The organism is Bacteroides sp. 51, assembly GCF_010500965.1.
GTDB lineage: Bacteria > Bacteroidota > Bacteroidia > Bacteroidales > Bacteroidaceae > Bacteroides.
Map to the genome: position 1 here is coordinate 35,978 of NZ_QVMI01000023.1, position 13,711 is coordinate 49,688.

Consider the following 13,711-nt stretch of genomic DNA (forward strand, 5'->3'; position numbering starts at 1 on the left):
TTATTATGAAAAACAATGTATTAAGAAGAGCACTGTGTATGCTATGCATGTTTGTGGCAGTTGCGATTGGTACAACGGCCAGTGCTCAAAGCAAAAACGTGACTGGAACTGTTTCTGATGCAAGTGGTCCTTTGATTGGTGTAAATGTGATGGTGAAAGGAACCAGCATCGGTGCGATTACTGATTTAGACGGACATTACTCACTGGAGGTGCCGCAGAATGCCATTTTAGTATTCAAGTATATCGGTTATGAACCCATAGAAAAAGCCGTAGGCAATCAGTCCATTTTGAATATACAGATGGCCGAGGACTCCCAACAACTAGATGAAATTGTTGTGGTAGGTTATGGTATTCAGCGTAAAAGCGACCTCACCGGGTCGGTGACTTCCATAAAAGCGGAAGACCTGAACACCTTCCCTGCATCCAACGTGGGTGATATGTTGAGAGGTAAGGCAGCCGGTATCAATGTTACGGCTACTTCCGGTCGTCCGGGTTCGGCTCCCGATATCCTGATCAGGGGTAAACGCTCGCTGACCGGTGGTAATGAGCCGCTTTATGTAGTAGACGGGGTTCCGGTAGACGGAGATGGATTTGCAAATCTGAATAACGCGGATATCAAGTCGTTGGAAGTATTGAAAGATGCTGCTGCGCAAGCTATTTATGGTGCCAGAGCTGCAAACGGTGTTATTTTGATCACCACCAAACGCGGTGAGAAGGGTAAAGTGCAGGTAGATCTGAATACCTACGTTGGTACGCAATTCCTGAAAAAGAACTTCGATTTCTATTCGGGCGAGGAGTTTTATCAACTTCGTAAAGAAGCGGTACGCACGGAAATGGGAAGAATGCCCGAGAATCCGCATGAAGTCCTGGCCGACGAGATTATGGAAAAGGCTTACGCAGACAAGAGGTATACCGATTGGGAAGACCTGATGCTCGATCCGGCTTTTGTACAAAAGTACGACTTAAGTATTCGTGGTGGCGGCGAGAGAACGAAGATTGCGGCCAGCTTTGGTTTCTTCAAGCAAGACGGTATGGCTCCGAACTCTGATTATTCGCGCGGAAACTTCGCCTTGAATATGGACTATGAGGTATACAAGTGGTTAAGTATCGGTAGCAATATCTCTTTTGCACGCTCCAAGCAAACACGCGAGGACGGTAACTTCAATGAGTACATCACCCGTTCCCCACTGGGACAGCCGTACAACGAAGACGGCAGTGTTGCGGAGTTTATCAACTCGTCTTTGGATGTCAACCCACTCTACCGCGCCCAGAATGCCAACCGCGAAGTTATGATGAATAACCTCAAGCTGAATGTATTTATGGACCTCAAACTGTTCAAGGGATTCAATTACCGCCTGAACGCTTCGTTCTATAATATCCAGAAAGAAGACGGTCAGTATAAGAATAAGGCTTACCCGTTGGGTGGTGCAAGCGGTTCGTTGTTAAACGGAAATAAAGAGCATTTCCTGGTAGAGAACATCATTAACTATGCGGTGCCCATCAAGAATAAAGACCATCGGTTGGACCTGACGCTTGTTCAAAGCTGGGACGAAGAGACGCAAAAGGATATGGAATACTCGGCAAACAGTGTTCCGGTAGATTTTGACTGGAATATGCTTCCCGACGGAAATGTAACAGGTATTGGACGCAAATACGAAGAACGTACCTTGCTTTCCTTCATGGCACGCGCACAATATGGTTTGATGGATAAATATCTGCTCACAGCAGCATGGCGCCGCGACGGTTCTTCCGTTTTCGGACCATCGAACAAGTGGGGCGATTTCCTGTCGCTGGCTTTGGCATGGAGAATAAAGGAAGAGGCTTTCCTGAAAGAGGTTAACTGGCTGAGTAACCTGAAGTTGCGTGCCAGCTACGGACAGGTAGGAAACCAGGCAATCAAGCCTTACAAAACGCTGGGAGCTACCGAAGGGCTGGGTACCGAATTTGGCAACGTGCTCGAAACGGGTTATCTGCCTAACAAGGAATTATCTAATCCGAACCTGAAATGGGAAACCACTAGTTCGGCAAACTTCGCTGTCGATTTTGGTATATTCGACAACAGATTGAGTGGTACAATTGAGTATTACAACACCACAACAACCGATTTGCTTGTGGCCAGAAGTATTAATAACTCTCTGGGATACAGCACAATGTACGACAATCTGGGTAAGACCCGTACCCAAGGTCTGGAGGTTTCTTTAAACGCCGATGTGATCCGCCGCGAAGATTTCAAATGGAGCGTGGGTGTAAACTTCACCAAGTCGAAGAATGAGATTGTGAAGATTAACGATAAGAAGGACGATAAGGGAAAATACCTGGACGACGTGAACAACAAATGGTTTATCGGACAGCCTATTGATGTGTACTTTGACTATCAGTTCGACGGGATATATCAGTACGAAGACTTCGACATATCCACCGGATCGGACGGTAAGACAATCTATGAATTGAAGAAAACGTATGACACCGACGGCGATGGTATTCCTGATAAAGCATTGGGCCGTGCAGATAATGTAGAACCCGGATTCATCAAGGTAAAAGACGTCAATAACGATGGTGAGATCAATAGCGACGACCGTGTGGTGATTAAGAAAGATCCCGACTATATCGCTTCTATTTCCAGTAATCTTTATTTCAAGGGTTTCGACCTATACCTCGATTTTTATACCGTACAAGGCGCCACTCTGAAAAACGATTATTTTGCAGGAGAGTCTTTGCAAGGTAAACTAAACGCAATAAAAGTAGACTACTGGACGCCCGAGAATCCTTCGAACGTAGCACCAAGACCGAGATTCCAGAGTCAGCCGGTTTATAACAGCACCCGTTCTTATCAGGATGCATCGTACTTCCGTTTGAGGACGATTTCGTTGGGATACACTTTCCCCCGTCATCTTACGAAAAAGATAAATATCAACAATTTGAAGATTTACTGCACGGGAACAAATCTGCTGACGGCTACCAAGTTTAAATCGTATAGTCCGGAACTGGCTCCGGGTAGTTATCCGGAAGCGAAACAAGTTATTGTCGGTTTAAATGTATCATTCTAAACACTTAGATATTATGAAAAAGATAACATATATATTAGTTCTTGCCCTCTTAGGCTTTACAGCCTCTTGTACGGATATGCTGAATGAAGAGATGAAAACACAGGTGACGGTAGATTACCTGTATACCACTCCCGATGGACTGAGCAGAGTAGTAACGGGCTTATATAATTACAGCAGAACGCTTGCTACGGATAATCAGTCGGATTTATTTACGGTTCAGATGATGGACTATTCTACGGACCTCATGGTATTCAGGGGTGGTTCGGCTGCGGCTTTTGCGCGGTTGGATAATGTAAAGTCGGACATTTCGCAGGCGCTCGCTTTGTGGACGTATCATTACAATATCATTGGTAAGGCAAACGAAGTTATTGCGGCTGCCGAGAAACTGGGATTGGAAGAGAGTGCCATAACGAAAAAGGCATGGGCGGAAGCGAAGTTGTTCCGGGGACGTTCTTATTTTGAACTTTACAAACGTTACGAACGTCTTTACCTGAATACTTCTCCTACGGATTATACGAACCTCGACCGGGTGTTTACTCCGGCTAAGAAGGAAGATATTTTCCAGTTAATCAATGAGGATCTTACGGATGCGATGAATGTACTGGATTGGACGGTTCCGTCGTCGCCGGCTGGTGTTTCTTATGGTCGTTTTACCAAGGCGGTGGCTAAGCATGTTAAGGCACAGGTGGCCATGTGGCAGGAAAACTGGACGGAAGCAATCAAGCAGTGTGAAGATATTTTTGGATGTGCTGACTATGCATTGCTCAATGACCGGGCTGCGGTATTCGCGGGTGCGGATTTGAATCACTCGGAGGTATTATGGACGTTCCAGTTCTCAATGGCTATTGGCGGTGGTGGTTTTATTCCTGAAAATGAAACTGACCTGACGGGGCATCGCATGTCTTTGATTTGTACGCCGAACTACAAAAAAGTAGCGGGTTTGGGTAACTTCCGCTCCGAACATGGTGGTTATGGTTGGGGACGTGTGTATCCGAACAGCTATCTGTTGAGTTTGTATGATAAAGAAAAGGACAGTCGGTACCAGGATTATTTCAAGCATGAATGGTATTATCTGGACCAGGAGATATTGCCAGCCGGAAAAAATCTGGGCGATGTAGCAACTACCACAACGACTTTATACCTGGAATGTCTGCATCCTTGTACACGCAAGTATTTTGATATGTGGACGAATGCGGATCTTCCTTCACGCAAATCGAGCTTTAAGGATATCATCATTTACCGGTTGGCGGAGACGTATTTAATGGCAGCCGAGGCGTATTTCCATAAGGATGGCGGGGCAAGCGCGAAAGCGATTCAGTACTATAACGAGATATGGGAACGCGCAGGAAATGACCGTTTCACCGGTCCGCTAACGTTGGATATTCTGGTAGATGAGTATGCGCGCGAATTAAACTTCGAGGGGGTAAGATGGCCGCTACTCAAAAGACTTGGTTTGCTGGAACAAAGAACCAAACTACATGCAGGTGATAAGGTGACAGAGGACCCACGCTTGAATAAGGATTATATCGAAGCGCGCGGTAATTTTAAATCTTTCCACTGGTATTGGCCTATTCCACAATCGGAAATTGACCAAATGGGCAAGGAGAACTTCCCGCAGAATGATGGGTATTAAATTGTTGCTGAATAGAACTCTCCTCCTCAAAAAGGAGGGGAGTTTGGCTGCGCATAACATACTATGGTAACATCCCCAGGGTAGTATCATAGTATTCACAGGGTAGTATGGTAACAACCTTTGGGTACTATGGTAACAACACCAGGGTACTATGGTAGCACCCGTTGGGCGGCATGGTAGAACCACCAGCATACTACCCTAGCAACACCAACATCCCATGGCAACCTTTTTCCACCCTACCCACCCTAAACCCAAACATTAACAACAAAAACAATACACATGAAAAATAAATTATCCCTTTTACTCATTTCCTTCCTCCTGTTCTCCTGCACCGGAAACAAGACGGAACCCCAACAGCAGGCCACCTTCTGCAACCCGATGAACCTCGATTACGGTTGGGGAAACTTCCAGACCAAAGAGCGAAAAGCCCGCTCCGCGGCCGACCCGGTCATCGTATTATTTAAAAACAAATACTACCTCTTCACCACCATCGACATCGGCGGTTACCGTGTTTCCGACGACCTCATCACCTGGAAGAACCTCTATTTCAACCCCGAGGTACACGCATCCGCCCTGAACGGCGACCACTACGTGGCCCCTGCCGTAGCCGCCGACGATAACTACGTCTATTTCATCAACTTCACCCGCGACCGTACCGCGAAAACCGTAGATGTGATCCGTTCCTCCGACCCCGAAAACGGCAAATGGGAAAAATGTGGCGAGGTAAGACGCATGGCCGACCCTTGTTTATTCATCGACAACGGACGTTTCTACTTCTACTACGGCCTGGGTGGAACCCAATCTACCACATTCTTCGAAGTAGACCCCGCCACATTCCAGGAAATAGAAGGTACGGAAAAGGTGCTGCGCGAATATGTCACCGATATCAACCAGTGCAACTCCGGCGTTCATTTCGGACGCAGGGAGCTGAACGATGAAATCGACGCCTCCGCCTGGCAGGGTAAATTCGAAAAAGTTCCTTGTCCGGAGGGCGCATGGGTGGTAAAGAACAACAACAAGTACTACCTTCAATACGCCACGCCGGGCACCATTTGTATCTGGTACTGCGATGTAGTCCTGGAAAGCGACAGCGTAAACGGTGGATTCGTAGAACAACCTTACAACCCGGTATCCTTAAAAGTGGGCGGATTTATCGGTGGAGCCGGACACAGTTGCGTCTTTAAAGACAAATACGGAAACTGGTGGCAAGCCGCTTCCATGTGGGTGGGCAACCACGATGAGTTCGAAAGAAGAATCGGCCTGTTCCCCGTTTCATTTGACGCCAAAGGCCGAATGAGAACCCACACTGTGCTAGGCGATTACCCAATGCAAATCCCACAGAAAAAGTTTGAACCGCAGGATGTCTCCGCATTCGGTTGGATGCTGCAATCGTACCATAAAAAGAGTCTGGCCTCATCCTCTCTGCCCGGTTTTGAACCCGAAAAAGCAGCCGATGAGAACGTCAGGACCTGGTGGTCGGCAGAGAGTGGCAATCCGGGCGAGTATTACATTATGGATTTCGGTAAGAAAGTACAGATCAACTCGGTTCAGATCAATTTCGCCGAACAGGACATCAATCAGGATGCGCCCAAAGAAACAGATTACCATGCTTACAAACTGTATATATCCGATGATGGCCAGTCGTGGAAGCAAATTATCGATAAGTCGGGCAATAGAACAGCCGTTCCCCACGAATATCTGGAACTGCCCGACGCCGTAGAAGCCTCTTATATAAAGATAGAAAATATGCATACCCCCAAAGAAGGCAAATTTGCCTTATTGGATTTGCGTGTATTCGGTTTCGGTAATTCCGAAAACCCCGGACAAGCAGAAGGTTTATCCGTAGAAAGAAACCGGGAAGACGAAAGATACGCCTCGCTCGCCTGGAATAAAGTTTCCGATGCCGACGGCTACCTGGTTCGTTTCGGTTATCAGCCTGATTTTCTGAACCAATGTGTCCAGGTAAAAGGCAACGAAACCACCGATTTACTGGTTCATATCCTGACCAAAGGAGTGAAATATTACTATCGGATTGATACCTATAATGATAGCGGAATCACAGAAGGTACCGTTGTCTCAGAATAAAAAAACATGAACAACAAACTGATTTTCTATCCCATGCTATTTACTGCCGGACTGTTACAGGCCCAGCAGAAGCCCAATATTGTGATTATCCTTACCGACGATCAGGGGTATCAGGACCTCGGCTGTTACGGCTCGCCATTGATACAAACCCCGTCCATCGACCGTATGGCGGCAGAGGGCTTGAAGCTGACCGACTATTATGTATCGGCTTCCGTGTCCAGCGCTTCGCGTGCCGCGCTCCTCACCGGACGGTTGAATACCAAAAACGGGGTAAAAGGCGTCTTTTTCCCTGAGTCGGAAGGTATGCCTGCCGAAGAAATTACGCTGGCCGAAGCACTGAAAGAACAGGGCTATGCCACCGGCTGTTTCGGCAAGTGGCATTTGGGCGATCTGAAAGGGCATCTGCCTACCGATCAGGGGTTTGACTACTATTACGGCATTCCGTACAGCAACGATATGTACATCGGTCCCTCTCAGCAGTTTGCCCCGCATGCCACTTTCAGGGAAGGTTATACGTTGTCGAAAGCCCTGGAAGACCAGGAGTTTGTCCGGACATCCCCCAGGGCGGACGTCAAGAAGCGGCTGAACAATGCTTCTCCCCTTTTCGAGGGCGATCAGATTGTAGAATACCCCTGCGATCAGTCTACCACCACCCGCCGTTATTTCGACCGGGCCATTGATTTTGTGGAGCAGAACCACAATCAGCCGTTCTTCCTTTATATCACCCCGTCCATGCCGCACGTGCCCCTGTTTGCCTCCGAACAGTTTAAAGGCAAGAGCAAACGGGGACTTTACGGTGATGTGGTAGAAGAAATCGACTGGAACGTAGGCCGGCTTCTCAACTACCTGAAAGAGAAAGGATTGGAAGAAAATACGCTGGTTATCTTTACCTCGGATAACGGCCCCTGGCTCTCCTTCAACGAAGAAGGCGGTAGCGCCGACCCGCTGCGCGGAGGTAAGTTTTCGTATTACGATGGGGGCGTCAGGGTTCCCTGCATCATCCGTTGGAAAGGCACGGTTTCGCCGGGTGTAACCAGCGATGCGATCATTGCCAGCATCGACCTCTTCCCTACCGTGATGCATTATGCGGGTCAGCACACGTTCAGTCAGGAAATTGACGGTATAAACGTTTCGTCTTTCCTTGAAAACCCTTCCCTGCGACCGCGCGACGAATATGTTTACGTAAAAGCCGGAGAAGTACACGGTGTACGCAAAAACGATTGGGTATATCTGCCCAAAACCGGCAATAGCAAGTTTAAGGAAGGCGATGCGCCCGAACTCTTCAACCTGAAACAAGACATCGGAGAATCGGATAACCTGCACCAGAAATACCCGGACAAAGTAAAAGAGCTACAAGCCCTGATGTTAAAATATCAGCCCCTTGCACAAATACAGGACACGCCCAACAGCGACAGGCAATACTGGGTGCGAACCCTGATAAAAATAGCCGACCCTGTAATCAGCAACCTCAGCAAAGACCAGCTAAAGAAGAACATTCCCGTCGGACGTTCATCTTCTGCGCTGGCCAGCAGCCGGGAGTTTGTTACCCACATGGAATCCGTAGGCCGGACCATTGCCGGAATAGCGCCCTGGCTCGAACTAGGACCGGACAACACGCCCGAAGGCAAGCTGCGCGGGAAATACATCCAAATGACCTGCGAGGCTTTGGCCAATTCAGTGAACCCGGAAGCAAACGATTATTTCAACAGTACAGCCACCCGGCAGATCTTAGTAAACAGTGCTTTTTTAATACAAGGTCTATTACAATCCCCCACCCAACTATGGGGAAACCTTGACGCCACTACCCGCCAGAGATTGATCGAACAGTGGAAATCCACCCGGACCATGAAGCCGGGTAACAACAACTGGCTGCTCTTCTCGGCCATGGTAGAATGCGGATTGAAAGAATTCTCCGGCGACTGGCATTTCCCAACCGTAGAAAAGGCATTAAACGCTCATAAAGAGTGGTATAAAGGAGATGGAATCTACGGCGACGGGGCAGACTTTCACCTGGATTATTATAATAGCTATGTCATTCATCCGCTATTGCTGCAAGTCCTGAAAGTGACGGTAAAACAGGAACCCTCTTTCCAGTCGTTTCTGGACGAAGAGTGGGTACGGTTCGTCCGTTACGCCGAGATTCAGGAACGGATGATAGCACCCGATGGTAGTTACCCGGTGCTGGGTCGCTCCGTCAGTTACCGTTCGGCGGCATTCCAGGTGTTGGGAGCCTGTGCATTGTTCCGCAAACTTCCGGAATCATTAGCTCCCGGACAAGTACGCGGTGCTATGACAGCCATGTTGAAACGATTGTTCGATCAGCCGGGCACGTTCGATAAAGACGGTTGGCTCACCATCGGAGTCTGCGGAAACCAACCGGAATTAGGAGACACCTACCTGTCAACTCCCTGCGTTTACCTCTGTTCATTGGGCTTCCTGCCGTTGGGACTCCCGGCCGATGCCGCCTTCTGGTGTGACACCGCCCAAGCCTGGACAAGCGTAAAGGCATTTAGCGGAGAACCCTTCCCGATAGATAAGTTTATTAAACAATAAAGTAAGTTCGTAAAACGATAAGATTAAAACCATGAAACACAGCATTTTGATTTTTACTTTTCTGATAATTAGTCTGCCAGGCTATTCACAAACCACTACGGGACAGGAGGATCGGAGGTACTGGATCGAAGTGCTGTCTCAGGTTGCAGACCCTTTATTGACCCACATGAGCAAGGGAGAGTTAAGAAAAAACATGTCCGTAGAAACCATTTCCGGTGCACCCAACCCGTCCAATGCACGCACCACCCATCTGGAAGCCCTAGGCCGCCTGTTCGTAGGAATGGCTCCCTGGCTGGAACTAGGCCCGGATAAAACACCCGAAGGGCAATTACGCAAGAAGTACATCCGCCTGATGATTGAATCCATCAATCAGGGTTTCGACCCCAAATCTCCTGATTATCTAAACTTTACCGTTACCCGCCAGCCGTTGGTCGATGCCGCATTCTTCTGCCAGGGCTTGTTGCGGTCGCCTAAACAAATATGGGGCCATCTGCCTTCCCGGACAAAGGAAAATGTATTAAATGCCTTGCAAGAAATATGTAAGATCGAACCCGTAGAAAGCAACTGGCTGCTCTTCTCTGCTACAGTCGAAGCCACCCTGTTGGAATTGACGGGCGAATGCAATATGCAACCCATCGACTACGCCATCATGCGGTTCAAAGAGTGGTATAAAGGCGATGGTTGGTACGGAGACGGCCCCAACCTTCACATGGATTATTACAATAGTTTTGTCATACACCCCATGCTCTTAGATGTATTGGAAGTGATGCAGAAGCACAACAAAGGCGAATCCGGATTCTACGAACAAGAACTGCAACGCTTTTCCAGATACGCGGAACAGCAGGAACGAATGATATCTCCGGATGGTTCCTACCCCGTACTCGGCCGCTCCATTGCCTACCGTTTCGGTACCTTCCATGTGCTTTCCCAAGCTGCGTTGAATGATCTTTTACCAAATTCCGTAACCAAAGCACAAGTCCGCTGCGGGCTGACTGCCGTCATCAAAAAACATATGTCCGTAAATGGTAATTTTGACGAACACGGATGGCTTACTTTAGGCTTTGCAGGGCATCAGCCACAAATAGCAGAAAAGTATATATCCACCGGCAGCCTCTACTTATGCTCCGTTGTATTCACAGCATTAGGCCTCCCCCCTACTGACGAGTTCTGGATTGCTCCTTATACGGAATGGACCGGGAAGAAGGTCTGGAATGGCAATCCGGATGTAAAATTAGATAAAGCTATAAAACAATAATATCCAATCATATAATTGTATCTAATCATAACCAATCATCAATACCAATGAAGAAGATTCTTATTTTATTTTCAGTAGCCATAAGCTGTACCCTCAATGCTCAGCAACCTTTCTCCGCAAAGCTAGAGAAAGAAGATATTGCCAACGTCTGCAATGCCGTATCCAACTGGCAAATAACCCACCAGGCTGAAGTTAAACATCATCCGCTCGACTGGACAAACGGCGCTCTGTACCGTGGAATGACCGAATGGGGAAAAGTTTCAGACAACGAATCCTGTTACAATTTCGTCCGCACTATCGGCGAAAAGCACAACTGGAACATGTGGGACCGGGTGTACCACGCAGATGATATTTGCGTAGGTCAGGCTTTCATCGAAATGTATCGCAAACTAGGCGATAAACGTATGCTGCAACCTGTAATGGAACGTGCATATTATGTAGCTACCCATCCCTCAAGAGCTCCGCTGTTAAAAACAGATGCCATAGGAACACTAGAACGTTGGTCCTGGTCGGATGCCCTGTTTATGGCGCCCCCGATATACGCTGCCCTATACACCATGACCGGCGACCAAATCTACCTGGACTATATGAACAGCGAGTACAAAGAATGCGTAGATTCCCTTTACGACAAAGAAGATCACCTCTTCTATAGAGACAACAAACGCATCCCCCTCCGCGAAAAGAACGGCAGCAAGCAATTTTGGGGAAGAGGCAATGGTTGGGTATTTGGTGGCCTCCCATTGATTATCGACAACCTACCCCTCGATTGTGAATCACGGAATTACTATATTCAATTATTCGTAGAAATGGCAGAAGCCGTCCTCAAAACCCAGTGCAAAGACGGCGATTGGCGCACCAGCTTACTCGACCCGGGGTCCTATAATATGCCCGAAAACAGTTGCTCGGCTTTCATGTGTTTCGGCATTGCCTGGGGACTTCGTAACGGTTATCTAGCCAAACGAGCCTACCAACCAGCACTCGAAAAAGGTTGGCAGTCATTAGTAAAAGCTGTTCATGCGGATGGTAAACTGGGATATATACAACCAGTTGGTGCAGCCCCCAAAGCTGCCGGATTTGATGCGACGGATGTATATGGCGTTGGTGCCTTCTTACTGGCAGGAAGTGAATTGTATAAGTTAGTGCAATAAATTAAGTTAGTTACAAAAAGAGGCTGCATTATTTGGTGCAGCCTCATCTTTTTACCCTAAAAAACTCTTTATACTATATCATTTCTTTAATAAAAGTCGGAATAACCCCTTCCAGCCATCATTCTTGATTGTCCTATAGGCTTTAATAGCAAGAATAAAAATCAAAACCAATAAAAGGCATAATGTAATCCCTCCGGTTTCCATCTTTATTCGTTGCCATTTACTTAACTCCCTCTCCACGGTTTTTATTACCTCTACCGGATACGGAACGGGGATACTGTCATGAACATGAATGCTATCCATTTTTATACGATCCCGGAATTCAACCCGCCATCGGGTTAACCAAATGGTATCCCCCTTCTCGCGAACAAATATTGAATCGTGAATATGAATACTATCCTGTTGAATCCGATCTCTATATTCCGTGTGCACCCGATCTACAGGCACATACACCGTTTTACATCCCGAAAGTACAGCAAGCACAAACAAGAATACAACTGTTAATATCACTTTCCGTTTCATAACCATCATTTTAAGTGGAGCACTTGCTTCCGGTTATTTTCTTTCCGATGGCTGATGTGAATCCAGCTATAGTTCTTCTCGTCAATCAATTGATCAAAAGGAAGATCAAGCGTTTGGATGAGTTCAAAGAGTTTCTTATTTCCCTCTTTGCTGCCGGTGGTAATATCGGCAGCTTCGCCCTTCAAATGTTGTGAAGTCATCGAACCTTTGACAGCCTTGTTCAATGCAGGACAACGATATCCACTATTTACACGGACAGGTAGTCCCCATCGCTCACGGATGGGGTCTAACAGATTGTACACCAGTCTAGTCAAAGCATCTGTTTCATCTTGCAGGGGATTGTTATTGATCCCCCTGATTCTTGCAGTATCACTGCGGATAAGTTCTTGTATTGTAAAATATTTCATATTAATCTGTTTTTATATGTATAACTATAGTTTATATATCAATAATCGCTTGGAGGAATTCTATCTTTACATCCCCGGACATCACACCGGCGAATCTCTGCTTCCTTAGATTTAAGCTCCAACTCATGATATTTATGTGTCCACTGCTGGACTTCATTTTGCGAATTCCTCCAATCGCGATAGATAGCATCTACTTTATCATCCCGTTGTTTCAACCGTTCATCGTATCGCTCAATCTGTGTGTTGAGTTTTTCGATGACAGATAATAGATTCTGTATCTCTGCCGCATCGGCGGAAGCATCCTCTTTCCGGGCATTAGTCTTCCGATAAAGAAACGTATTCAGAATCCATTTTATGGCTTCCCACCCTCCCAGGGTACCGATTACGGCAAGTACAGTATCCATCATCATAAGTCGAATCTTAGTTTTTCGGGATAACCGATTGTAAAGTCATATTCCAAAACCTCTTTAGTTGTTGAGAAGGTTTCTATATTCGTCTTATGCGTCTGTGTTACGATAAAACACATATCTGCATATTGCGAATGAAGCGTCTGCACCATTGGCAAAGCCACTGTAGGAGGTATCTCGATGGACGATCCGCTTACAACAAAAGGTATAGATTCCATCTTATTCTTTATTGCTATCTCCAGTGAAGCCATTAATCCCAACCGGCGCTCGAGTGGAAACCATTCAGGCATGCCATTCAAGTAAAATTGATTTACCGATGGTGATGAATCATAAGCCATCAACTCATTTATCCGTTTGACTTTAGCCTCTGCAAGTGTCATAGTCTCAGGCTCTATCTCCGGCTCAGATTCAGATTCGGGTTCGGATTCGGATTCGGACTCAATCACAGGAGGTAAGTAATCACTTTCAATCGGAGCATCAACCTCTACATAATTTGTTATCAAGTCCTGGACAGGAACATCCAAGATGTTCCCGCCAAGATCACGAAATAATAAACCCAAGTGAAGCTCACTGCCGAATATCATGTTATCGGCTATGCGGGAAAAACATTTCCCTTTTTCTGCTACATAATGTATATCTGTTATTCGTATCATA

General features: G+C 46.9%; 10 protein-coding genes and 1 pseudogene. 7 read left to right on the top strand and 4 right to left on the bottom strand.

Annotated elements, in window-relative coordinates; translation table 11 throughout:
* The first annotated feature begins 5 nt into the window (after positions 1-5).
* From D0T87_RS16560 to D0T87_RS16585, 7 genes and pseudogenes are all read left to right on the top strand, one after another.
* Positions 6-3,047 (top strand): TonB-dependent receptor, encoded by a 3,042-nt coding sequence (locus D0T87_RS16560; RefSeq protein WP_163176239.1) that lies wholly within the window; start codon positions 6-8, stop codon positions 3,045-3,047.
* Positions 3,048-3,060: 13 nt separating this feature from the next.
* Complete coding sequence (locus D0T87_RS16565; protein ID WP_163176240.1) at positions 3,061-4,680, top strand: RagB/SusD family nutrient uptake outer membrane protein; 1,620 nt, start codon at positions 3,061-3,063, stop codon at positions 4,678-4,680.
* Positions 4,681-4,959: 279 nt separating this feature from the next.
* Positions 4,960-6,765, top strand: a complete 1,806-nt coding sequence (locus D0T87_RS16570; protein WP_163176241.1) for a family 43 glycosylhydrolase — start codon at positions 4,960-4,962, stop codon at positions 6,763-6,765.
* 6 nt (positions 6,766-6,771) lie between these two features.
* A pseudogene (locus tag D0T87_RS25145) lies at positions 6,772-8,139 on the top strand (sulfatase); the annotation flags it as partial.
* Positions 8,128-9,318, top strand: coding sequence for a DUF2264 domain-containing protein (locus D0T87_RS25150; protein ID WP_370526873.1), 1,191 nt, complete (start codon positions 8,128-8,130; stop codon positions 9,316-9,318). The pseudogene D0T87_RS25145 and the gene D0T87_RS25150, both read left to right, overlap by 12 nt.
* A gap of 31 nt (positions 9,319-9,349) precedes the next feature.
* The gene (locus D0T87_RS16580) at positions 9,350-10,573 is read left to right on the top strand and encodes a DUF2264 domain-containing protein (RefSeq protein WP_163176243.1); all 1,224 of its coding nucleotides are present in this window, start codon (positions 9,350-9,352) and stop codon (positions 10,571-10,573) included.
* Between the two features lie 47 nt (positions 10,574-10,620).
* Entirely contained in the window at positions 10,621-11,721 is a 1,101-nt protein-coding gene (locus D0T87_RS16585; RefSeq protein ID WP_163176244.1) for a glycoside hydrolase family 105 protein, read from the top strand.
* Positions 11,722-11,799: 78 nt separating this feature from the next.
* Here D0T87_RS16585 and D0T87_RS16590 read toward each other — a convergent pair whose 3' ends face one another.
* The 4 genes from D0T87_RS16590 to D0T87_RS16605 are packed head-to-tail and all read right to left on the bottom strand — an operon-like array spanning position 11,800 to position 13,710.
* Positions 11,800-12,243 carry a hypothetical protein gene (locus tag D0T87_RS16590; protein ID WP_163176245.1) on the bottom strand — a complete coding sequence of 148 codons (444 nt, stop codon included), beginning with the start codon at positions 12,241-12,243 and terminating at the stop codon, positions 11,800-11,802.
* A gap of 5 nt (positions 12,244-12,248) precedes the next feature.
* Entirely contained in the window at positions 12,249-12,650 is a 402-nt protein-coding gene (locus D0T87_RS16595) for a D-Ala-D-Ala carboxypeptidase family metallohydrolase (protein WP_163176246.1), read from the bottom strand.
* Positions 12,651-12,688: 38 nt separating this feature from the next.
* Complete coding sequence (locus D0T87_RS16600) at positions 12,689-13,060, bottom strand: hypothetical protein (RefSeq protein WP_163176247.1); 372 nt, start codon at positions 13,058-13,060, stop codon at positions 12,689-12,691.
* Positions 13,057-13,710 (bottom strand): DUF4376 domain-containing protein, encoded by a 654-nt coding sequence (locus tag D0T87_RS16605; RefSeq protein WP_163176248.1) that lies wholly within the window; start codon positions 13,708-13,710, stop codon positions 13,057-13,059. Before D0T87_RS16605 ends, D0T87_RS16600 begins: the two co-directional genes overlap by 4 nt.
* Position 13,711 lies beyond the last annotated feature (1 nt).